The sequence below is a fragment of the Inquilinus limosus DSM 16000 genome, assembly GCF_000423185.1.
Lineage (GTDB): Bacteria > Pseudomonadota > Alphaproteobacteria > DSM-16000 > Inquilinaceae > Inquilinus > Inquilinus limosus.
The window spans coordinates 1-21,886 of record NZ_AUHM01000043.1 but is presented as its reverse complement, the minus strand read 5'-3'; the positions used below and the strand labels follow the sequence as shown (position 1 = coordinate 21,886).

General features: G+C 70.4%; 17 protein-coding genes. 1 reads left to right on the top strand and 16 read right to left on the bottom strand.

Translation table 11 applies throughout. From position 1 onward, the window contains the following. Positions 1-154 precede the first annotated feature (154 nt). Complete coding sequence (locus G537_RS0127680; protein WP_026872860.1) at positions 155-1,654, bottom strand: CoA-acylating methylmalonate-semialdehyde dehydrogenase; 1,500 nt, start codon at positions 1,652-1,654, stop codon at positions 155-157. A gap of 96 nt (positions 1,655-1,750) precedes the next feature. Between G537_RS0127680 and G537_RS0127675 the strand changes: the two genes are divergently transcribed. Beyond that, positions 1,751-2,638, top strand: a complete 888-nt coding sequence (locus G537_RS0127675) for a LysR family transcriptional regulator (RefSeq protein ID WP_026872859.1) — start codon at positions 1,751-1,753, stop codon at positions 2,636-2,638. A 62-nt stretch (positions 2,639-2,700) separates the two neighbouring features. Here the strand turns inward: G537_RS0127675 and G537_RS40260 are convergent, their stop codons facing one another. The 15 genes from G537_RS40260 to G537_RS40245 all read right to left on the bottom strand — a co-directional run. Beyond that, on the bottom strand, positions 2,701-7,053 hold the full coding sequence (locus G537_RS40260; protein WP_051249214.1) for an Ig-like domain-containing protein: 4,353 nt from the start codon (positions 7,051-7,053) through the stop codon (positions 2,701-2,703). A 201-nt stretch (positions 7,054-7,254) separates the two neighbouring features. Next, positions 7,255-7,872 (bottom strand): phosphoribosyltransferase family protein, encoded by a 618-nt coding sequence (locus G537_RS0127665; RefSeq protein ID WP_026872858.1) that lies wholly within the window; start codon positions 7,870-7,872, stop codon positions 7,255-7,257. Beyond that, positions 7,869-8,555 (bottom strand): energy-coupling factor transporter transmembrane component T family protein, encoded by a 687-nt coding sequence (locus G537_RS40255; protein WP_034853244.1) that lies wholly within the window; start codon positions 8,553-8,555, stop codon positions 7,869-7,871. The genes G537_RS0127665 and G537_RS40255 overlap by 4 nt, the downstream gene beginning before the upstream one ends. Next, positions 8,552-10,078 carry an ATP-binding cassette domain-containing protein gene (locus G537_RS0127655; protein ID WP_026872857.1) on the bottom strand — a complete coding sequence of 509 codons (1,527 nt, stop codon included), beginning with the start codon at positions 10,076-10,078 and terminating at the stop codon, positions 8,552-8,554. Before G537_RS0127655 ends, G537_RS40255 begins: the two co-directional genes overlap by 4 nt. Before the next feature lie 16 nt (positions 10,079-10,094). Next, positions 10,095-10,670, bottom strand: a complete 576-nt coding sequence (locus G537_RS0127650; protein WP_026872856.1) for a hypothetical protein — start codon at positions 10,668-10,670, stop codon at positions 10,095-10,097. Positions 10,671-10,801: 131 nt separating this feature from the next. Further along, complete coding sequence (locus tag G537_RS0127645) at positions 10,802-11,842, bottom strand: ABC transporter ATP-binding protein (protein ID WP_051249213.1); 1,041 nt, start codon at positions 11,840-11,842, stop codon at positions 10,802-10,804. A gap of 157 nt (positions 11,843-11,999) precedes the next feature. Then, the gene (locus G537_RS0127635; protein WP_026872854.1) at positions 12,000-13,013 is read right to left on the bottom strand and encodes an ABC transporter ATP-binding protein; all 1,014 of its coding nucleotides are present in this window, start codon (positions 13,011-13,013) and stop codon (positions 12,000-12,002) included. Next, the gene (locus G537_RS0127630; protein WP_026872853.1) at positions 13,010-13,906 is read right to left on the bottom strand and encodes an ABC transporter permease; all 897 of its coding nucleotides are present in this window, start codon (positions 13,904-13,906) and stop codon (positions 13,010-13,012) included. Before G537_RS0127630 ends, G537_RS0127635 begins: the two co-directional genes overlap by 4 nt. Before the next feature lie 12 nt (positions 13,907-13,918). Beyond that, positions 13,919-14,869, bottom strand: a complete 951-nt coding sequence (locus G537_RS0127625) for an ABC transporter permease (RefSeq protein WP_026872852.1) — start codon at positions 14,867-14,869, stop codon at positions 13,919-13,921. Between the two features lie 36 nt (positions 14,870-14,905). Beyond that, entirely contained in the window at positions 14,906-16,585 is a 1,680-nt protein-coding gene (locus tag G537_RS0127620; RefSeq protein ID WP_026872851.1) for a peptide ABC transporter substrate-binding protein, read from the bottom strand. Between the two features lie 71 nt (positions 16,586-16,656). Further along, positions 16,657-17,985 carry an NAD(P)/FAD-dependent oxidoreductase gene (locus tag G537_RS0127615; protein WP_155888812.1) on the bottom strand — a complete coding sequence of 443 codons (1,329 nt, stop codon included), beginning with the start codon at positions 17,983-17,985 and terminating at the stop codon, positions 16,657-16,659. A gap of 160 nt (positions 17,986-18,145) precedes the next feature. Further along, positions 18,146-18,844 carry an SDR family NAD(P)-dependent oxidoreductase gene (locus tag G537_RS0127610; RefSeq protein WP_026872849.1) on the bottom strand — a complete coding sequence of 233 codons (699 nt, stop codon included), beginning with the start codon at positions 18,842-18,844 and terminating at the stop codon, positions 18,146-18,148. A 243-nt stretch (positions 18,845-19,087) separates the two neighbouring features. Then, positions 19,088-19,639, bottom strand: coding sequence for a MarR family winged helix-turn-helix transcriptional regulator (locus G537_RS40250; protein WP_081689088.1), 552 nt, complete (start codon positions 19,637-19,639; stop codon positions 19,088-19,090). Positions 19,640-19,709: 70 nt separating this feature from the next. Further along, the gene (locus G537_RS0127600) at positions 19,710-21,026 is read right to left on the bottom strand and encodes an NAD(P)/FAD-dependent oxidoreductase (protein WP_026872848.1); all 1,317 of its coding nucleotides are present in this window, start codon (positions 21,024-21,026) and stop codon (positions 19,710-19,712) included. Positions 21,027-21,195: 169 nt separating this feature from the next. Then, positions 21,196-21,886, bottom strand: a 691-nt coding sequence (locus G537_RS40245) for an oligopeptide/dipeptide ABC transporter ATP-binding protein (protein WP_155888811.1), incomplete at its 5' end; no start/stop codon positions are given.

Sequence of the window (21,886 nt, the reverse complement as noted above, 5' to 3'; positions counted from 1 at the left end):
ATCTTTCAATACCTGAAATTTATTGCACACAGAGAAGCGGAGATCGCCGCCGGCGTCAAGCGGCTTGTCGGAGCCGGACAAGAAAAAAGGGGCGCGCCGGATCGGCACGCCCCTTCCCGTTCTCCCGGCCCGCAGCGGCGGGCAGGCGGAACGTCTACTTCATCGTCGGCATCACGAAGTCGGCGCCGGCGCGGATGCCGGTCGGCCAGCGGGTGGTGATGGTCTTCAGCCGGGTGTAGAAGCGCACCCCCTCCGGCCCATGCATGTGGTGGTCGCCGAACAGCGACGACTTCCAGCCGCCGAAGGAGTGGAAGGCCATCGGCACCGGGATCGGCACGTTGATGCCGATCATGCCGACCTGGATCTGGTGCGCGAACTCGCGCGCGGCGTCGCCGTCGCGGGTGAAGATCGCCGTGCCGTTGGCGAATTCGTGCCGGTTGATCCAGCCGGCCGCGGTCTCGTAGTCCGGCGCGCGGGCGATCGACAGGACCGGGCCGAAGATCTCCTCGCGGTAGATCTTCATGTCGGTGGTGACGTGGTCGAACAGCGTGCCGCCGATGAAGTAGCCATCCTCATAGCCCTGGCGGCGGAAGTCGCGCCCGTCGACCACCAGCTTGGCCCCTTCGGCGACGCCGGCGTCGATATAGCCGCGCACCCGCTCGAGATGCTGCTTCGTGACCAGCGGCCCCATCTCGGCCTCCGGGTCGGTGCCGGGGCCGATGGCGAGAGCGCGGACCCGCGGCTCCAGCCGGGCGACCAGGGCCTCGGCGGTCTTCTCGCCGATCGGCACGGCGACCGAGATCGCCATGCAGCGCTCGCCGGCCGAGCCGTAGGCCGCGCCCATCAGCGCGTCGACCGCCTGGTCGAGATCGGCGTCCGGCATCACGATCATGTGGTTCTTGGCGCCGCCCAGCGCCTGGCAGCGCTTCCCGGTGCGCGCCGCGGTCTCGTAGATGGTGCGCGCGATCGGGGTGGAGCCGACGAAGCTGACCGCCGAGATGTCGGGGTCGAACAGCAGCGCGTCCACAGCCTCCTTGTCGCCATGGACGACGTTGAACACGCCGTCGGGCAGGCCGGCCTCCTTCAGCCATTCGGCGAGCAGCAGCGAGGCCGAGGGGTCGCGCTCCGACGGCTTCAGGATGAAGCAGTTGCCGCAGGCCAGCGCCACCGGGAACATCCACATCGGCACCATGGCCGGGAAGTTGAACGGGGTGATGCCGGCGACGATGCCGAGCGGCTGGCGCAGCGAGTGGCTGTCGACGCGGGTGCCGACATTCTCCGTCACCTCGCCCTTCAGCAGCTGCGGCGCGGCGGTCGCGAACTCCACCACCTCGATGCCGCGCTGGACCTCGCCGCGGGCGTCGCTCAGCACCTTGCCGTGCTCGGCGGTGATGGCGGCGGCCAGCTCGTCCGTCCGCTCCTCCACGATGCGCAGGAAGCGGTTCAGGATGCGGGCGCGGCGCAGCGGCGTGGTGCCGGCCCAGCCGGGAAACGCCTCGCGGGCGCTGGCGACCGCGGCGCGCACGTCGTCGGCCGAGGCCAGGGCGACGCTGCCGCTCTGCTGGCCGGTGGCCGGGTTGAAGACCGGGGCGGTGCGCCCGCTGCCGCCCGGGAACCGGCGGCCGCCGACAAAATGATGGATCTCGGTTGGCATTCTCGTCTCCTCCTCTGCTGCCGGATCCTTCTTCCCGCTTTACCCGGCGCGCATCAACGCACAGGATCGAGCAACCATTGTGCGAGATTTATAGCCATGGACTGGGACCATCTGCGCGTCTTCCTCGCGGTCGCCCGGCACGGCCAGCTGCTGGCCGCGTCGCGCAAGCTGGGGCTGAACCACGCCACCGTGGCGCGCCGGCTGGACGCGTTGGAGGCCGATCTGGGCACGGTGCTGTTCGACCGGCGGCCGGCCGGGTCGGTGCTGACCCAGGCCGGCGAGCGGCTGCTGCCAGTGGCCGAGGGCATCGAGACGGCGCTTCTGGGCGCGGCGGAAGGGCTGCGGTCCGATGAGGCGGAGGTGGCAGGCACGGTGCGCATCGGCGCGCCGGACGGCCTGGGCAACCATTTCCTGGCGCGGGAGCTGGGCCGCTTCGCCCGGCAATACCCGAGCCTGACGATCGAGCTGGTGCCCCTGCCCCGCAGCTTCTCGCTGTCCCGGCGCGAGGCCGACCTGGCGATCGGGCTGGACCGGCCGGTGGAAGGCCGGCTGATCGTGTCGCGACTGACCGACTACAGCCTCGGCGTCTATGCCGCGGCCGACTATCTCGCGGCGGCGGGCACGCCGGCGGATCTGGACGCGCTGGCGGACCATGTCGTGGTGACGGGGGTCGAGGACTACGCCTACGCCCCAGCCCTCGACTACGCCAAGGCGCTGGAGGACCGGTCGCCCCGCCGCTTCCGCTGCGCCAGCGTCACCGGGCAGATGGAGGCGGTGCGGGCCGGAATCGGCATCGGCGTGCTGCACGATTTCGCCGCCGCCGGCATGGCCGGGCTGGTCCGGATCCTGCCGGAGGTGGGCTTCCGCCGCAGCTACTACATGCTGTCGCATCCGGACACGGCCGGGCTGCGGCGGGTGGCGCTGTGCCGCCAGTTCATCGCCCGCCGCTTCGAGGAGGAGCGCCGGCGCTTCCTGCCGGCCTGATCAAAAGCAGATCCGGACAGGCTGCCCCACCGCAGCCTGTCCGGAGGCCGGGGTCGGCGCGCCTAGCGGCTGGCCACCCCGGTGCACACGTTCTGCCCGTCCAGCGACCGCAGATAGGCGGTCAGGTCCGCGACATTGCCGGCCCCGACCTTGCCGCCATGCACGGCGCTGAGGTTGGGGCGGAACACATCCGCCAGCGTCGCCGCCTGGCCGTTGTGGAGGTACGGCGACGACTGCCACAGGCCGTGCAGGGTCGGCGTGTCGAAGCCGATGCCGGCCAGCGGCTGGCCGGACCCGGTGCCGGACGAGGCCTGGACGGTCCCGACATCGTGCCGCAGGTTGTCCTGCACCGTGGGCGTGCTGCCGTGGCAGCTGGTGCAGTTGCCCTGGTTGAAGACCTGCTGGCCCCGCTTGGCCGCCGCCGTCAGGCACCCCTGCGCGTCCCGGTACGGGCTGCGCGGGAAGGTCGAGAGCGACGACACATAGGCCGCCAGGTTGTCGAGATCGGCGCTGAGCCCGGCCTTCTTCGGCCCCAGCGTGTTCGCGGTCCGCTGGAAGTCGGCGTCGGTCATGAAGCCGCCGCCCTCGAACTCGTTGCGGATATCGTTCTCGAAGTCCTGGACCTCGTCGAAATTCGCGGTCCAGTGCAGCTTGCCCCCGGCCGCCCCGATCCCCTGCCGGCCCTGGAGCGAGATCGTCCGGCGCAGCCCTTCGCCCCGCTGGGTGAAGTCCCAGACCATGGCGTCGCTGTCGCCGTCGACATGGCAGCTGGCGCAGGAGATATAGCTTTCGTTGCTCATCCGCGGATCGGCCGCGTTGTAGAAGATCCGCTTGCCGGCCAGAACATTGGCGGCCAGCGGCTCCTGCGCCACCGTGGCGATGGTCCGGGGCGGGGGCGTCTGGAAATCCTCCCCGGTCAGCACCTTGCTGACGTCATGGACCGTCACGCTGCGATCGAGGAAGCTGTTGACGAAGAGCAGCTTGCGCGACGCGTCGAGATACAGGCCATGCGGCGTCCGACCGACGCCGGAGACCGAACCGACCACCGCCCGCCGATAGGGATCGACGATCTCCACGGCGTTGGATTCGATCTCGGCCACGAAGATGTAGTTGCCGGACGGGGCGAAGAGCGCGGCGCGGGCCGCCGACCGGTTGTTGAAGTCGATCTGCTCGGCGAAGACCTCAACCCCCCGCGCCAGATCCACCTGGGAGAGGATCGAGCGCACGGTGGAGTCGGCCTTCAGGTCGATGCCGTTGCGGTACCGCCCGTCGACGATGTTGTCCTTCTTCGACGGCAGGACGGCGCGCAGCCCGTCGGGCGAGATCACCACCTGGTTCAGATAGTTCGGGATGCCGGGCGCCGAAGCCTCGGTCGCCGTCGTCGTCCGGTCGACCTGGAGCGGGATCACGGTCGGGCTGCCCATGGTGGTGAGATTCACCTTGTACAGCTCGCCCTGCGTCATCCGCGACCGGAAGCGGGTGACATAGGCCGTCTTCGAATCCGCGCTGACGGCGATGCCGCGGGCGTCACTGCCCTCGGGCAGCGCCACCCGGCCGGTGATCGCGCCGGTGGACGGATTGAAGGCCACCAGCGCCGACCGCCCTGCCAGGGTCAGCAGGCCCTTGGTGCCGTCGGGCGTGAACGCCACGCCGTAGGGCGCGCTGGCATAGTCCAGCGGGAAGGATGTGACGGCCCGGGTCGAGGGGTCGATCCGCACCAGCTTGTCATCGCCCTGCACCGCGACCCAGAGCTTGCCGTCGGGCCCGAGGGCGAGCGTCTTCGGCTCCTTCCCCACCGCCACCTGCCAGCTCTTGGTCAGGGTCGCTGCGTCGATCGCCGCCACCGTCCCGGCGTCGGGGTCGAGGGCGTAGACCGCGTTGCCCCTGCCGACGATGTTGCTGGTGGCCGTGGGCGCCGTCGCCGAGACCGGGTTGATCACGCTCTGGATGAAGGAATACTGGGACTGCGTGCCGTCGGCTGCGACCACCGTCACCGAGACGGTGTAGTTACCCGGCGTCTGGTAGGTGTACTGCACGATCGGGCTGGCCGACGTGGTCGTGACCGGCGGGCTGCCGTCCCCGAAGTTCCAGATATATCTCTCCCCGCTCAGACCGATCGCCCTCGGGTCGATCCGCACGACCGTGTTGACGTTCTGCTGCGGCAGGACCTTCGGCCGGAGATCGAAGATGTCGAGCACCTCGCCCTCGGACAGGACGCGGCTGTAGACCCGGACATCCGACAGGATGCCCTTGAAGGCCACGGGATTGCCCTGGATCTGGCCCAGCATCTGCAGCCTGTCGGTCAGCCCGACCACGCCCGGTGTCCCGGTCGACGTGGCCTTGGTGAGGTCCACATAGACCGCCTGCGCCCCCGTCACGGCATTGCGGGTCATGGCCACCTGATGCCACTGCCCGTCATTGATCGGCGCCGGGGACCGGGTGCCGGGGTTGGCGGTGGTCTTATTGCCGACCGACAGGTTCAGATAGCCCTGGGTGTCGATCCAGCCCCAGAAGATGTCGCTGGTGCCGTTGGCCTGGTCGCGTCCGAAGACGCCCGGGGCCTGCCACGGGTTGTTGCTGGTCCCGGTCTGGGTGGTCTTGATGCGGAAGATGACGGTGGCCGACCCGCCCAGCGTGTCGGCGATGCCGTCGCTCTCGAGCTGCACGCCGGTGGTCCTGGCCGCGAAGTCCAGGCCGCCTTCGGCATAGCGGTCGGCGGCGGAGGCGACGCCGTCGTTGCCGCCCGCCACGTCCTGCAGCGAGCCGTCCAGCGGCCACCGGTTGACATAGGAGTTCGGGACCGGCCGGTTCCCCGTGGTGAAGGTCGACACGACGTCCTGGGCCAGGGCGTTGCCGGCGTAGTCCTTCACCCCGCCCGCCTTCAGGACCACCTCGTATTCGGTGTCGAGCGCCAGCGGCGCGGCGGGGGAGAAGTTGATGATGCCCAGCTGCACGCTGTAGGTGCCTGCCAGCGGCTGCCCGCCCTTGGGCCGGACGATGAAGGTCGCGCTGTTGACCGTCTCGGGCAGGATACTGTCGCTCAGCCCGAAGCCGACTCGCGACGTCACCCGCTGGAACTGCGCCCCGTTGGCTGGTGAGACCGCCCGGACCGCCGGCGGCGTCGTGTCCGGCGCCTTCTGGTGGGGCCGGAAGGCCGTGTTCGTGCCGTGATCGCCGCCGACGAAGACCAGATTGCCGAAGGGCGCCACCTGCCCGAGATCCGGATCCGTGTTCCCGTTCGGCGGGTTCGAGACGTAGCCCTGCTCCTGCGGGTTGTTCAAGGCGTCGGGGGACCTCCCGATCTGCACGTACTGGGCAGGATTGGTCACGTCCAGCTTGGTGATGTTGCGCTGCTCGCCGACGATCAGGTGGTTGTCCTGGATGGCGCAGTAGAGGCCCTCGTCGACCACCGTGGTCTCGTTCTCGATCTTGACCTGGCGCGGATCCGAGAGGTCGTAGCCGGCCATCCTGCCATTGGCGTTCCGCCCCGACGTATAGAGCTTCCGGCCGTCGAAGCACGTGGCGTAGTACGTCGGCAGGGTCGCCTTGCCGCCGACCAGGGTCGGGTTGAGCGGGTCCGAGATGTCCAGCGTGGCGAAGCCCGAGGTGGTCTCCATCGAGGACAGCACCATCTGGTTGCCCATCGCGAAGACCGGGCCGATCCGGAAGCCGCCCAGCTCGCCCAGCGGCACCGGGTTGGGCCGGCCGTTCCCGCGATCCGCCAGCCTGGGATTCGCCGGGTCCCGCGCATCGACGATGAACATGCCCTGGCTGGCCGACGCCACGTAGAGATAGGGCGCCTGCCACCACAGCTGCCAGGCGACGTTCTCGTAGTCGCCGAAGTTCACATTGGCCAGGCGCAGCTTGCCGACCTGCTGGATATTGTTGATGTCGGTGAAATCCCAGAACTCCACGCCGTAGCCGCTCTGGACCGCGATGTAGTCCTTGCCGCCGATGGTCGAGACGCCGAAGGCATGCGCCTCCCGGAACTCGCTCGTCCGTCCCGTCGGCTCGTAGATCTCCTTCACCTTTCTGATGTTCCGGGGGTCGCTGACGTCGTACAGCAGGAAGCCGCCCGGCCCCCCGCCGCTGTCCGGCGCGAACTGGGTCAGGAAATAGCCCTTGTGCATGATCCCGACATTGATGCCGAAGGGCTTCGACGTCCTGCCGTCGGGAAAGGTGTGATTGACGGCGGGGATGCCGTTCGTGTTGATGATGTTGGGTCCGCTGTAGGGATTGGGAGCGTTCCAGTCGATCGCGGAGATCTCCTTGAACAGCTCGGCGTCGGTGTAGGTGAGATTGCCCAGGCCCGGCCCCGTCAGCGGAAGCGGGTCGGCGGGCTGGGCGGATGCCGTCTGACACAGGGCCCCGGCCATCAGGCCGAGGGCCAGCAGCGCCGATCGATAGGCGTTCATCGTTCCCCCCTCCATTCTTCTCCCGGCCCCGCCGAATGCGCCCGGGAGCGCCCTGTCCGGCGCCGCGGTTGCAATTGCAGCAGAGACCCGATTCCCAAGATGGTGAGGTGCCCCGAGAACTGTGTCAATAAATCTCAATCGTTGAAATATATTTCAAAAGTCATGCGACCCCAGGATTCCAATGAAGCCGCCACGCGGCCTTCACATCGTCCCGGGAATCGGCTCCCAGCCCTGTGCGCCCGGGCGGAACTGCGGGATGTGGCCGAGCGCCGTGACCAGCGCGGCGTCCACGCCCAGCACCGGCTCCCAGTCATGCGCCTCGGTCAGGATCACGCCGATGCCGGCCACCTCGGCGCCGGCGGCGCGCACCAGCGCCAGCGACCCGGCCAGGCTGGAGCCGGTCGCCACCACGTCGTCCACCACCACGACCCGCTTGCCGGCCAGCAGCGGCACCGCGGCGCGGTCGAGCAGCAGCCGCTGCTCGCCATTCGAGGTGATCGAGGTGATGCTCTGCACCAGCGCGTCGCCGAGATGGATCTTGGGCGACTTCTGCAGGATGACGTAGCGGTCGAGGCCGAGATGGCGGCTGACCTCGATCGCGACCGGGATGCCGAGGGTGGCGGCGCCGACGACGACATCCGGCTTCAAGGGAGCCAGCCGTTCCGCCAAAGCGCGGCCCACATGCTCGCCGAAGGCCACCCCGGCATCGATCACCATCAGCAGCGAGATGGCGAAATCCGGCTTGATCGGCACGATCGGCAGATCGACCGGCAGCCCCGCCACATCGACGCGCCAGGTCGGCTTGGTCTGTTCCGTCACGTCCTGCGTTCTCCGTTTTCGGCCGCCGCCGGCAGCCTTTCCTCCACCAGCACCCCGACCCGCCGCCAGCTGCTGCGCCGCACCGCCGGATCGAAACCGTAGACCGACAGCGAGGTCGCGATCGCCTGGGCCATGCGGATGCTCTGCACCAGCAGCGGCACGCCGCGGGCCAGACCATAGCGTAGCCGGGTCCACAGCGGCACGTCGTCCAGCTCCATGCCACGGGCGCGCTGGGCCTCGCCGATGCGCTCGAACTCGTCGCGCAGCATCGGGATCAGGCCGAAGATCAGGGCCAGCACCAGCGTCGCCATGGACGGCAGGCGCAGGGCGCTGGCCGCGGCCAGGATCGAGCCGGGGCTCGACGTCTCCATGACGAAGAAGAAGGCGCCGGTCGTCGCCACCAGCCGCGCCGCCATGCGCAGCGCCGTGGCCGCGGCCTCGGCCGGCGGCGCGCCCTGCAGCCAGAGATTGAGCAGCCAGGTGGCGAAGACCAGGGCGAACAGGATCGCGGCGCCCTTCAGATAGCCGCGCATCCCGGGCAGCCGCAGCGCCAGCAGCACGGCGAGGACGGCGGCCATCAGCAGCCGCGCCGGCAGCGGCGTGGCCACCAGCCAGGCGACGGCGGTGACGGCGGCGGCCGCCAGCAGCTTGAGGAAGAAGTTCAGCCGCAGCAGCAGGCTCATGCCACCGCCTCCGCAGGCGCGGGTAGCGGCGCCGGCCAGCCCAGCGCGGCGAAGGCGGCGGAGTGCCAGCCGGTTTCCGGCGGTCCGTCGTGGCGGATCTTGCCGCCATCCATGATCAGCAGCCGGTCGGCGACATCGTCGACCAGATCCAGGTCGTGCGAGACCAGCAGCGCGCCACCGCCCCGGCCGCGCAGATCGTCGAGGAAGCGGTCGAGCAGCGCCCGGCCGGCGAGGTCGCGCGCCAGCAGCGGCTCGTCGAGGATCACCAGCTCGGCCTCCGCCGCCGCGGCGCAGGCCAGGCCCAGCACCGCCTGCTCGCGCGCCGACAGGGCGAAGGGGCTGTCCCCCGCCCGGCGGTCGAGGCCGAAGCGCATCAGCGCGGCCTGCGCCCTGGCGCGGACATCGGCAGCGCCGGTCCCGCGCGGTTTGCCGCAGACGGCGAAGGCGGCCTCGTCCAGCACGGTCAGGTTGAACAGGATGCGCCGGACGTTCTGCGGCACATAGGCGATGCGGCGGGCGCGGCGGGCGACGGTCCAGCCGCCGGCCTCCTCGCCGCCCAGGAGGATGCGCCCGGCCGCGAGCGGCGACAGACCCAGAATCGACTGGAACAGGGTGGTCTTGCCGGTGCCGTTCGGCCCGATCAGCCCGGCCACCTCGCCGGCCCGGACGGCCAGGTCGACGCCGTCCAGCACCGGCCGGCCGTCGCCGCGACGCAGGCGGCTGACCAGCCCGGTTGCCTCGATCAACGTCCGGCCGGTCCCGGCGCCCCGACGACGGCTGCCGGCCCGGCGCCGCACCGGCAGCAGCCCGTGGTCGAGCCACAGCCGGTCATCCGCCGCCGCCTCCGCCATCGGCCGCAGCACATCCGCGGCGCCGTCCTTCTGCAGCAGCACGGCATCGGCGACCGAAGCCAGCGCGCCGGCATCCTGCTCCGCCGCCAGCAGCATGGGGAGATCCCCGCCCAGCCGACCGAGCAGCCCGGCCAGGCGCTGCCGGGCGGCCGGGTCGAGGCCGGTGGTCGGCTCGTCCAGCACCAGCAGCTCCGGCCCTGTCGCCAGGGCCGCGGCCAGGGCGACCATACGCCGCTCGCCGCCGGACAGGGTCAAAACCCGGCGGCCGAGCAGCGGCTCGATCGACAGGGCCGAGACAAGCTGCAGCACCCGGTCCCGCACCCGCAGGCCCGGCAGGCCACGGCTTTCCAGCGGGAAGGCGATCAGGTCCTCGACCCCGAGGTCCCAGAGCTGGTCGTCCAGGTTCTGGAACACGATGCCGACGCGGCGGAACAGCTCGGTGCGCGGCAGGCCGCCCAGCTCGGCCCCGCCGAGGCGGACGGAACCGGCCAGGAAGGGCGGCCGGGACAGCTTCGGGATCACCCCGGCGGCGGTGGCCAGCAGGGTCGACTTGCCGGAGCCGTTGGCGCCGCACAGCAGCAGGCGGCCGCCGGGGGCGATCCGGAAGGAGGTGGGCAGGATGGCGGGCTTCGCCGGGGCGAAGCCCACGCTGAGCGCATCGAGCTCGAGCACTTTTCGGCGCGGGTCCTCAGAACCGGGTGATGCCGGAGGTCAGGCCCGACCCGGCCAGGATCTTCAGCGCCGGCTTCACCAGCAGCGGCGTGCCGATGATCATCGGCACGATGTCCGACAGGCCGAGATAGAGCAGCCCCCACCAGAACGGGAAGATGCCGAGAAACGCCAGGCTGGCCGCCACCGCGGCCACCATCACGAGGCCGACGACCAGGCAGGTGGCGGCGATCTTCACCAGCCCGGCGGTGTCGATCGGCTTGCGGGCCGGGTCGAACAGCAGGCCGGGCACGGCGCCGGTCAGCCCGACCATGATGCCGTCGACGATCAGCGTGTGGGCCGGGATGAAGGTGCCGGCCAGCAGCGACCAGACCAGCGACCCGACATAGCCGCAGATGAAGCCGCTGCGCGCGCCGAACAGGATGCCCACCAGCGGCGGCAGGAAGGCGAAGATGCGCCACTGGATGACGCCGGGCACCAGCTGGATCGGGTTCGCGTAGCACCACAGGACGCCGGTCGCGACGCCGGCGACGAGCGCCAGCACGATCGGGAACAGGATGTTGCGTTCGGTCTTGACGGTGGTGATGTCGGTCATGGCGGGACCTCGCTTTCGTCTCAAATTCGAAGCAAGGGCCGTGCCAGCCGCGGAAGGGCCGGGAACGGCCGGATCCGCCCTTCCCTTCCCGCCCTGCCGGCATCCGGCGGGGCATGCTGCACAGAATCTGGTCAGCCGGCGCAGGCGGTGGCCGGTCGCAGCGGCGAGGCCAGCGCCAGCTCGGGCCGGATGCACGCGCTGAGATGGCCGTCCCCGACCGCCCGCAGCGGCGGGGCGGTCTCGGCGCAGGCCGGCAGGGCGTAGCGGCAGCGGGTGCGGAACGCGCAGCCCGAGGGCGGCGACAGCGGGCTGGGCAGCTCGCCCTTCAGCAGGATGCGCGGACGGCGCAAAGTCGGGTCCGGGATCGGCGCGGCCGACAGCAGCGCCTCGGTGTAGGGGTGGCGCGGCGTCTCGAACAGGGCGCGGGCCGGGGCGATCTCGACGATCCGGCCGAGATACATCACCGCCACCCGGTCGCAGATCTGGCCCACCACCGCCAGGTCGTGGCTGATGAACAGGATGGTCAGGTCCAGCCGCCGCTTCACCTCCATCAGCAGATTGATGATCTGCGCCTGGACCGAGACGTCGAGGGCGGAGACCGGCTCGTCCGCCACCAGCAGCCGCGGCTCGGTGACCAGCGCCCGGGCGATGCCGATGCGCTGGCGCTGGCCGCCGGAGAATTCGTGCGGGAAGCGCTCGGCATGACGGGCCGACAGGCCGACCGTCTCCAGCGCCGCCGCCACCCTGGCCGCGCGCTCCGCCGCCGAGGGCACGGCCTTCTGCACCCGCAGCGGCATGGCGACGATGCGGCCGACGGTCATGCGCGGGTTCAGCGATGCCGCCGGGTCCTGGAACAGGAACTGCATCCGCGGCCGGATCGGCTTGAGCTGCCGGCGGCCGAGGGTGGTGATGTCGGTGCCCTCGAACAGCACGCGCCCGCCGGTCGGCCGCATCAGCCGCAGCAGGGTGCGGCCCAGCGTGCTCTTGCCCGAGCCGGATTCGCCGACCAGGCCCAGCACCTCGCCCTGCCGCACGGTGAAGGAGACGCGGTCGACCGCGCGCACCTGCAGCCGGTCGCGGCCGAACAGCGTGCCGCCGACCGGGAAGGATTTGCTGAGCTCCTGCAGGTCGAGGATGGGAGGTGGTGTGGGGGTAGGCTGCAGTGTCGTCATTGCACACCGTCCTCCATGCCCATCACCGTCATGGCGAGGAGCGCAGCGACGTGGCCATCCAGGGGCCGGTGCGAGCCGCCCTGGATGGCCACGCCCCTGCGGGGCTCGCCATGACGGTTTTGGGGGTGACGACAAACGTCCTTCGAGCGACTTCGCATCACGTCCCCGCCTCGATCTCGCGCCACAGATGGCAGCGCACCACCCGGCCATCCGCCTCCTCCAGCGCCGGCACCGCGGCGTCGCAGGCGCCGGGCCGGGCATGGCCGCAGCGCGGGTGGAAGGAGCAGCCAGGCGGCAGACGGCCGGGGTCCGGGACGCTGCCGGGAATGGCCGGCAGGACGCCGCCGCCGAACTCCAGCCGGTCGATCCGCGGCACCGAGCGCAGCAGTCCCTGGGTGTAGGGCATGCGCGGCCGCTGCAGCAGGCCGACGGCGTCGCCGCGCTCGACGATCCGGCCGGCATACATGACCATGACGCTGTCCGCGATCTCGGCCACCACGCCGAGATTGTGGGTGACGAAGATGATCGCCATGCCGGTCTTCGCCTGCAGCGACTTCAACAGGTCGATGATCCCGGCCTGGACAGTGACGTCGAGCGCCGTGGTCGGCTCGTCCGCGATCAGAAGGCTGGGGTCGCAGGCCAGGGCCATGGCGATCATCACGCGCTGGCGCATGCCGCCCGACAAATGATGCGGCCAGGCGGCCAGGCGCCGCCGCGGCTCCGGGATGCCGACCAGCTCCAGCAGCTCCTCGGCCCGCGCCATCGCCTCCCGCCGGCCGAGGCCGCGGTGGAAGGTCACCGCCTCGGCGATCTGGTCGCCGATCCGGTGCACCGGGTTCAGCGATGTCATCGGCTCCTGGAAGATCATCGCGATCTCGTCGCCGCGCACCGCGCGCATCGCCTCGGCGTCGAGCTGCAGCAGGTCGCGGCTGCGGCCGTCGCGCCCGGTGAAGCGGACCGAGCCGGCGACCGCGCAGCGGGGCGCCGGCGGCAGCAGCCGCAGCACGGCCAGGCTGGTGACGCTCTTGCCCGAGCCGGATTCGCCGACCAGCGCCAGGGTCTCGCCGCGCCGCACGGAGAAGGAGACGTCGTTGACCACCGTCACCGCCCCGCCTTCGCCGCGGAAGGTGACGGCGAGGTCCTGGACCTCGAGGATCGGGGCGTCCGTCATGATGCGTCCAGCCGGGCGTCGAGCGCGTCGCGCAGCCCGTCGCCGATGAAGTTGAAGCTGGTCACCGCCAGGGTGATGGCGAAGCCCGGAACCAGGGCGAGCCAGGGCGCCGAGGTCAGGTACTGCTGGGCGTTGTTCAGCATGTTGCCCCAGCTCGCGGTCGGCGGCTGGATGCCATAGCCGAGGAAGCTGATATAGGCCTCCATCAGGATGGCGCGGGCGACGGTCAGGGTGGCGGCGACGACGATCGGGCCGACGGCATTGCGCAGCAGCTCGTCGACCATGATCCGCGCGTCGGAGGCGCCCATCATCTCCGCCGCCAGGGTGAAGTCGCGCTCGCGCAGGGTGCGGATCTGGCTTTCGACCACGCGCGCCACCTCCATCCAGCTGGTCGCGGCGATGATCAGGGTGATGGTGACCGGATCGGGCTTCAGCAGGGCCGCCAGCGTCAGCAGCAGGAAGACGGCGGGGAAGCACAGCATGGCGTCGACCAGGCGCATCAGCACCGCCCCGACCGCCCGGCCGTAATAGCCCGCCACCACCCCGACGGCGGAGCCGACCAGGGTGCTGATCACCATCGCGGCGAAGGCGACGGAGAGGGAGATGCGCCCGGCCATCAGCAGGCGGGCGCAGAGGTCGCGGCCGAGCGGGTCGGTGCCGAAGAGGTGAAGCCCGGTCAAAGGCGGCGCGAAGCGGGCGCGCATGTCGATGCGCAGGTCGTCGAAGGGCAGCAGCCAGGGCCCGGCGACGCAGGCCAGGACCAGCAGCAGGATGCAGGCGACGCCGAACATCGCCAGCCTGTGCCGGCGGAACCGGCGCCAGCCGCGGTTCCCGGCCTGCGGGACGGACTCGGCGACAGTGGCGGCGTTCGGGTCGGCGGCGGCCAAGGTCATCATCCCCTCCCCTCAATCCAGCCGGATGCGCGGATCGGCGATGGCGCAGAGGATGTCGGCCAGGAGATTGCCGAGCAGCACCAGCACCGCCGAGAACACCAGGATCCCCATCACCACCGGATAGTCGCGGTAGCCGAGGGAATCGAGGAACAGCCGGCCCATGCCGGGCCAGGTGAACACCGTCTCCGTCACCAGGGCGCCGCCGAGCAGCGTCGGCAGCTCGAGCCCGGCCAGGGTGATCATCGGCAGGAGGGCGTTGCGCAGCGCGTGGCGGATCAGCACCCGCTTCTCCGGCAACCCCTTGGCCCGGGCGGTGCGGATGTAGTCCTGGTTGATCACGTCGATCATCGAGGCGCGCATGTAGCGGCTCCAGATCGCCACCTCGACCAGGGCCAGCACCAGGGCGGGCGCGATCAGGTGGTGCAGGAAATCGAGGAGGGAGCCGTCGCCGACCGTGTACATGTTGCCGGCCGGCAGCCATTGCAGCCGGACCGAGAAGATGTAGATCACGACGAGGCCGAACCAGAAGGTCGGGATCGACAGGGCGATCATGGCGCCGACCGTCGCCAGCGTGTCGGCGAAGGAATAGCGCCGGATCGCCCCCATCACGCCGATCCAGACCCCGAGCAGCACCGCGATCAGGATCGCCGTCGCCATCAGCTCGAGCGTGGCGAAGAGATGCGAGCCGATGACGGCGAGCACCGGCTGCTGGTCGCGGTAGGACCGTCCCCAGTCGCCGGTCAGCAGCCGGGTCAGCCATTCCCAGTATTGCAGCGGCAGGGGCCGGTCGAGGCCCATCTCATGCGCGATCTGCGCCAGCCGCTCCTGCGACATGCCGGGGACCAGGGCGAACTGGGCCAGCGGGCCGCCCGGGGTGAGGTGCAGCACGGCGAAGCCGATCATCGACACGAGCAGGAGCAGCAGCAGGCTCTGCATCGCGCGGCCGAACAGGAATCGGGCCATGGTCGGGCCTCCTCTGTCTCCGGGCGGCCGCCTCCCTCAGCCCGCCCAGTACCAGGTGTAGGCGTTCCAGCAGTTCTCCGGGACGTTGACGTTGGAGGTGAAGCCGGTCAGCCCCTTCTTCACGCCCTGGACCATGGCGTATTGGAAGATCGGCAGATAGGGCAGGTCGCGGCGCGTGATCTCCTGCATCTTCAGATAGGCCTGCTTGCGCTTGGCGAGATCGACCGTCGAGGCGCCCTCGGCCAGCAGCTTGTCGACCTCGGCGCTCTCGTACTGCGTCGTGTTCTGGCCACCCCCGCCCTTGGCGCCGATCGAACGGCTGGAGAAGTAGTCCGTCGCGTCCGGGTCGGGGCCGATCATGAAGGCGATGCCGACCATCGCCGTCTCGAACTTCGACATCATCCAGTAGTCGCCCCACATCACCGCCGGGGGCAGGTTGTTGATGTTCATCTTGACGCCGATGTCGAGCCAGTTCTGCTGCAGCAGCTGCTGCGCCTGCTCGCGCACATGGTTGCCGGCGGTGGTCGAGTTGACGAATTCGAGCCGCACGCCGTTCTTCTCGCGGATGCCGTCGCCGCCCGGGGCCCAGCCGGCCGCATCCAGGATCTGCTTCGCCTTGTCCGGATCGTAGACATGTTTCGGCAGGTCCGGGTTGTGAGCCCAGGATTCCTTCGGCAGGTAGGATTCCGACGGCGTCGGCAGGCCGTAATAGATGCTGTCGATGATGCTCTGCTTGTCCATCCCATAGTAGAGGGCCTCGCGCACCGCCGGGTCCTGGAACACCGGCAGCCCGAGGTTGAAGGCGATGTTCTCGATGGTCGCGCGCGCCACCGGCAGGACGTCGCGCTCGGCCAGGCCTTTGGCTTCCTCATAGTGATCGGCGGTGATGCCCTGCAGGCCGATATAGTCGATGTCGCCGGTGCGGAACTGGGTGTAGAGGACGGTCAGGTCGGGGATGTACTTGATCACCAGCCGTTCCAGATAGGGGCCGTCCAGGTGATAGCCCTCATGCGCGGCGAGGGTGATGTGGTCGCCCGGCACCCGCTCGACCCATTTGAACGGTCCCGTGCCGACCGGCCTCGTGGCGAAGGTCGAGGCGTTCGGGTCGGCCTCCTTCTCCAGCAGGTGCTTCGGCACGATGAAGGTCCAGGACAGGATCGCTGGATAGGGCGCGTAGGGCTTCTCCAGCCGCCAGGTCAGCTCGGTCGGGCTGACCACCTGGATGTCGCGCACCAGCTCGTGCCCCGCGCGGCGGCCGGCGCGGAACTTCGGGTTGTTGATCAGGTCGATGGTGAACTTCACATCCTCGGCCGTGAACGGCGTGCCGTCGTGCCACTTGACGTCGCCGCGCAGCTTGATGCGCCAGGTCAGGCCGTCCGCCGAGATGCCGCCGTTCTCCAGGGTCGGCACCTCGGCCGCGAGATCGGGGATGAAGCCCCCCTGGGGATCGACCTGCCACAGCGGGCTGAACAGGTTGGCATAGACGCCGTCGTCGACCTCGATGTGCAGCATCAGAGGGTGGAACACCGTCGGCTCCTGCGACAGGCCGATCACAGCCTGCCCGGTCGGTTTGGCCGGCGGCCCCGCCGCCCGCGCCGTCTTGACCCAGCCCTGGCCGGGGCCGAGCCAGACCGCCGTGCCGGCGGCGAGACCCGCAGCCAGAAGGCGCCGGCGGGTGGGCTGAGCGAACGGAAGATCCCTGGTCTCGTCGGTCATGGTGAAGCTCCCCTATTCGTTGCCTCCAAGGCCCGGTGGGACGGGTCTGCGCCCGCTCCCCGCCGGCCGTCCTACACCCCGGCCATCGGCCTGGGCTTCGATCCGTCGGTGAAGCGCGAGAAACGGAAATCCGTCGGGTCGACGATCGGGCGGGCGCCGGTGGCGAGATCGGCGGCCAGTTGCCCGGCGCCGGGGCCGATGCCGAAGCCGTGGCCGGAGAAGCCGGTGGCCACGACCAGGCCCGGCACCTGCTCGACAGTCGAGATCACCGGCACCGCGTCGGGCGTCACGTCGATCAGCCCGGCCCATTCCTGCACCACCCGGGCGCCGGCGAAGGCCGGGAACTGGCGGGCCAGATCGGCCATCGCCCGGCGGTTGGCCTGGCGGTCGGGCTCCGGATCCAGCACCCGCACCTTCTCATAGGGCGAGGGCTGGTCCAGCGGCACCGGCGCCGCCTCGCGCCATTCCTGCAGGAACCGGTCGTCGAGCCGGATCTTCAGCGACGACCATTCCATGCGCAGCGCCGGCAGGAAGTCGCTGAAGAAGCGGAAGCTGTCCGGCACCAGCGGGGCGATGTTGGAGTTGCCGTCGGCGATGGTGTAGCCGCCGTCGATACGCTTGCGCAGCGCGAACTCCTTCGACCACATCGCCGTCTCCGGCGCGCCGTCCAGCGGCGCCGTCCGCTGCACGCTGGCCCGGACCTTGAGCTGCGGCAGCCTGAGGCCGAGATCCTTCAGGAAGCGCCGCGACCAGGCGCCCGCCGCCACGATCACCGTGTCGCAGGCGATGCGGCCGCGCTCCGTCACCACCCCGGCGATGCGGCCACCCGCCCGCTCGACGCCGCGGACGGCGCAGTCGGTCAGGATCGCGGCGCCGGCCCGGCGCGCGGCGCGGGCGATGGCGGGGGCGGCGCGCTGAGGCTCGGCCCTGCCGTCGGAGGCGGAATAGAGCGCCCCCTTCCAGCGCCCGCCGGCGCCCGGCATCAGCCGGTCGAACTCGGCGGCGGTGATCAGCCGGGCGTCGAGCTGATAAGGCCGCGCATGCTCCAGCCAGGCCTCGTATTCCGCGATCTCCCGGTCGGTCTCGACCGCGAACAGGATGCCGCTCTGGCGGAAGCCGGTCTCGGCCTCCACCCTCTGGTTCATGCCCTCCCACAGCCGCATGCTCTCGATGATCAGCGGGATCTCCCGCGGATCGCGCCGGGTCTTGCGGCACCAGCCCCAGTTGCGGCTGGACTGCTCGCCGGCGACATGGCCCTTCTCGCACAGCGCCACCGAGACGCCGCGCTGCGCCAGGGTCAGCGCGGCGCTGGTGCCGATGATGCCGCCGCCGACGATGACCACGTCGACCCGCTGCGGCAGGACGGCATCGGGCTCGACGCTGTCGACCTGCGGGCCCATCACCAGTCCTCCTCTGCCAAGACCGTCATTGCGAGGAGGTGAAGCCGACGAAGCAATCCAGGGGCCGGTGCCGCTGGATCCCCGCGTCCCCCGGCTCGAGGCCGGGGTCCTCGCGATGACGAGGAGGTGGGGCAGGCGTTGCACTCAAAGGCGGCCGGACTCACCAGCTGTCCTCCAGGGTCGAATTGATCGGGATCTCGGCGATGCTCGCCGTGTCGGGCAGGTCCAGCAGGAAGGCGACGATCCGCGCCACGTCCTGCGGCTGGGTCATGGCTTCGGGCGGCCGGTTGGTCAGGCCCGCGGCCATGTCGGTGGCGACGAAGCCGGGGCAGACCGCGGTGGCGCGCACGCCCTCGTCCCAGCCGGCATGGCGGATGGCGTGGGTCAGGGCCAGCGCCGCGAACTTGCTGACGGCGTAGAGGCCGGAGGTCGCCGACTTCACCCGCTTGCCCGACAGCGAGGCGATGGTGACGACGCGGCCGTGGCCGGAGGCGACGAGATGCGGCCAGGCGGCCCGCACCAGCCGCAGCGGCGACTTGACGTTGACCTGGATCAGGTCGTCGAGGTCGGCGTCGTCGGCCGCGATCACCGTCTTCGGGATCATGATGCCGGCATTGGCGATGACGGCATCGATCCGGCCGAACCGCTCGGCCGTGGCTTCGACCCACAGCCTTTCGGAATCCGGGTCGCGGGCGTCGAAGCGGTGGGCCAGGGCGTCGGCGCCCTCGGGCGGGATCAGCTGCGCCGGGTTGCGGGCGCCGAGGCTGAGCCGCCACCCGGCGCGGGCCAGGGCGGCGGCGATCTCGGCGCCGATGCCGCGGCCGGCACCCGAGATCATCGCGACGCGGGCGTCAGTCATGGTGCCCCCCCGTCAGCCAGATGCTCGCTTCCCTCAGCGACAACCAAACGAGTCCCCCCTCCCCTCGTGGAAGGGGGGCAGGGGGAGGGGGTTGTCGCAGCGTGCCCCGGCTTGGACGACCAGAGACCGGTTTGGATGGAGAGTCGGGTCCTATTCGCATTCGCGCGCCGACGCGCGCAGCCCCCTCCCCCTGCCCCCCTCCCGCAAGGGGAGGGGGATTGAAAAGAAACCAAGCCGGAGGGGCTACTCGCCCAACGGCGCCTGCTCGACGTAGCTCCCATAGACCTTGCGCAGGATGCGCAGCAGGTCGGCCTGCTCCTCCCCGCTCAGGATCGAGAAGAACTCGGCGGATTGCCGGCGGGCGACGGCGCGCACCTGCTCGGCCACGCGCCGGCCCTTGGCGGTCAGGTACAGCTCGCGCGCCCGCCGCTCCTCCGGCGAGATCTTCTGCTCGATCAGCCCGGCCTGCTGCAGCTGGTCGAGCAGCCGGCCCATGGCCGAGCGGTCCTTGAGGATGAAATGCGCCAGCACCGAGGGCCGGATGCCGGGGTTGCGGCCGACCAGCAGCAGCGTCGAGATCTTGCCGGTGCCGCCGGCCAGCGACAGCGCCTCCATCTGCTCGTCCAGGTCGCGGCTGACCAGCATGTTGACGGTGCGGACGTAGAAGCTGAGCAGGTCGGTGAAGATGTCGAAGTCGATCTCCGAGAAGTCGATCGTCTTCGGGATCTGCGGGTTGCTCCGCGGGCGGGCGCGGCGGACGCGCCCCTCGCCGCGGCCATCGCTCGTGGCGGGCATAGCCGTCCTTGGTTCCGGTGGGCTGGTTCAAATCACAGTTCCGCATGGATCCGGCAAAGTTGGGGCGAGGTCAGAAGGGCGGCGGGTCGAGGCCGTCGCGCCGGGCGGCTCGCTGGTCGCGGAGCCGCGACCAGGCCAGCATGACGCGCGGCATGAAGCTCATATAGAAGGGCACCCGCTGCAGATTTTCGACCGGCAGCGCGAGGTCCCGCGACGGCGTTCCCGTCGCCCACTCCGCCAGCACCCTGCCCATCATCGTGCCGGTCGGCACGCCGCGGCCGGAATAGCCGAGCGAGGCGACGATGCCGGGCGCCAAGCCGTAGAGCCGCGGGAAGGTGCGCGGCTGCATGTCGAGCGCGCCGGACCAGCTGTACTGGAACTCGATATCGCCGAGCTGCGGCAGCAGCCATTGCAGCTTCCGGCGCATCAGGTCGTGGGTATAGGCCGGGTCGCGGCCACGCCTTCCCTCGACGAACAGCGAGGTCACCAGCCGCCCGTCCTTGTCGTATTTCCAGATCGAGATGTCGCGCCGGCTGTCGACCACGGTGTTGTTGTCCGGCGCGATCGTCCGGCGGACATTGTCGCCGAGCGGCTGGGTCGCCAGCACGGCGACGCCGAGCCTGGCGAAGCTCTGCTCCAGCCCCGGCCAGAAGCCGTCGGTGTAGGCGCCGGTGCCGCAGACCACCCTGTCGGCGATGACGGCGCCCGTCGGGGTCTCGACCCGCCAGCGCCCGCCCTGCGGCCGGATCGCGGTGACCGGCGAGCGGGTGAAGACCTGCGCGCCGCGCGACATGGCGGCGCGCGCCAAGCCCCGGGCGTAGCCGAGCGGGTTGAGATGCCCGCCCTCCGGATGGAACCAGCCGCCGCAGAAGCGCGGCGACCCGGTCAGGCGCTGCGCCTCCTCGCGGTCCAGCATCCGGGTGGCCTTGCCGATTGCCGCGTAGTTCCGGCAGCGTTGCTCCAGCTTCGCCAGGGCGGCGGTGGCGTGGGCGGCATGGATGTAGCCGGTCTGCACCGCCTCGCAGTCGATGCCGTAGCGGCGGATGATGTCGAAGACGAGGTTGGCGGCGTTGGTCTGCCGCTCGATCAGCCGCGAGGCGAAGGGCTCGCCCAGGATCCGCCGGATGGTCGGGATCTCATGGACATGGAAGGTCGGGGTGCAGTGGCCGGCGTTGCGGCCCGATCCGCCATGGCCGACCTGCTCCGCCTCCAGCACCACCGCGCCGACGCCGCGTTCACCGAGATGCAGCGCGGTGGACAGGCCGGTGTAGCCCGCGCCGATCACGCAGACCGGCGCGTCGACCGTGCCGTCCAGCGCCGTCGTCTCCGGCGCCGCGGCCGCCGTGGCGTACCACAGCGACGGCTCGAGCGGTGTCCTATGTATCATGTCCTCCTCATGTTGGAAGAACTGACACAATTCCGATGAAAGAACGCAGAATGCCCATCACAGGCACATCATGCCTTCTTTTTCATCAGCCGATGATCAGACAGCGTGCGATCGAATGTTCGTGGCCGGACGTCGGTCCGGACATTCGATCGTTTCTTGGGAACTGAGATTATGATTGTGATCGTCCATTATGGACGGAGTCAAGCGTCATGTGGTGGTCGGGCATGATCGACGGCGGCCGGGTGACGTCGTCGCGGATGCAGGCGAAGCGGTGGCCGGGCGCGGCGTCGCGCAGCGGCGGCACCGCCCCGGCACAGGCCGGCAGGGCATGAGGGCAGCGGGTGCGGAAGACGCAGCCGGAGGGCGGGTCGTGCGGGCTCGGCGGCTCGCCGGCCAGGCGGATCCGCTGTGGCCGGCCCTCTGCCGCCAGGCGCGGCGCCGCCGACAGCAGCGCCCTGGTGTAAGGGTGGCGCGGCGCGGTGAAGATCTCCCTGACCGGCCCCTCCTCCATCACCCGGCCGAGATACAGCACCACCACCCGGTCGCACAGGTGCCGCACCACCGGCAGGTCATGGCTGATGAACAGCATGGTCAGGCCGAGCTCGGCCCGGAGCGAGGACAAGAGCGCCATCACCTGGGCCTGGACCGAGACGTCGAGGGCCGAGACCGGCTCGTCCGCCACCAGGAAGTCGGGGTCGGTGGCCAGCGCCCGGGCGATGGCGATGCGCTGGCGCTGGCCGCCGCTGAAGGCATGCGGATAGCGGTCGGCATGCTCCGGCTGCAGCCCGACCTGGACCAGCAGCTCCCGCACCCGCCGCCGGCGCGCCGCCGCATCGGCCAGGCGGTGGATGCGCAGCCCG

Coding starts and splice junctions, on each gene's coding strand:
- G537_RS0127635 (WP_026872854.1), bottom strand. CDS start 13,013: ATGACGGACGCCCCGATCCTCGAGGTCCAGGACCTCGCCGTCACCTTC.
- G537_RS0127625 (WP_026872852.1), bottom strand. CDS start 14,869: ATGGCCCGATTCCTGTTCGGCCGCGCGATGCAGAGCCTGCTGCTGCTC.
- G537_RS40250 (WP_081689088.1), bottom strand. CDS start 19,639: ATGCCCGCCACGAGCGATGGCCGCGGCGAGGGGCGCGTCCGCCGCGCC.
- G537_RS0127620 (WP_026872851.1), bottom strand. CDS start 16,585: ATGACCGACGAGACCAGGGATCTTCCGTTCGCTCAGCCCACCCGCCGG.
- G537_RS0127610 (WP_026872849.1), bottom strand. CDS start 18,844: ATGACTGACGCCCGCGTCGCGATGATCTCGGGTGCCGGCCGCGGCATC.
- G537_RS0127615 (WP_155888812.1), bottom strand. CDS start 17,985: ATGGGCCCGCAGGTCGACAGCGTCGAGCCCGATGCCGTCCTGCCGCAG.
- G537_RS0127645 (WP_051249213.1), bottom strand. CDS start 11,842: ATGACGACACTGCAGCCTACCCCCACACCACCTCCCATCCTCGACCTG.
- G537_RS0127630 (WP_026872853.1), bottom strand. CDS start 13,906: ATGACCTTGGCCGCCGCCGACCCGAACGCCGCCACTGTCGCCGAGTCC.
- G537_RS40260 (WP_051249214.1), bottom strand. CDS start 7,053: ATGAACGCCTATCGATCGGCGCTGCTGGCCCTCGGCCTGATGGCCGGG.
- G537_RS0127600 (WP_026872848.1), bottom strand. CDS start 21,026: ATGATACATAGGACACCGCTCGAGCCGTCGCTGTGGTACGCCACGGCG.
- G537_RS0127680 (WP_026872860.1), bottom strand. CDS start 1,654: ATGCCAACCGAGATCCATCATTTTGTCGGCGGCCGCCGGTTCCCGGGC.
- G537_RS0127675 (WP_026872859.1), top strand. CDS start 1,751: ATGGACTGGGACCATCTGCGCGTCTTCCTCGCGGTCGCCCGGCACGGC.
- G537_RS40255 (WP_034853244.1), bottom strand. CDS start 8,555: ATGAGCCTGCTGCTGCGGCTGAACTTCTTCCTCAAGCTGCTGGCGGCC.
- G537_RS0127650 (WP_026872856.1), bottom strand. CDS start 10,670: ATGACCGACATCACCACCGTCAAGACCGAACGCAACATCCTGTTCCCG.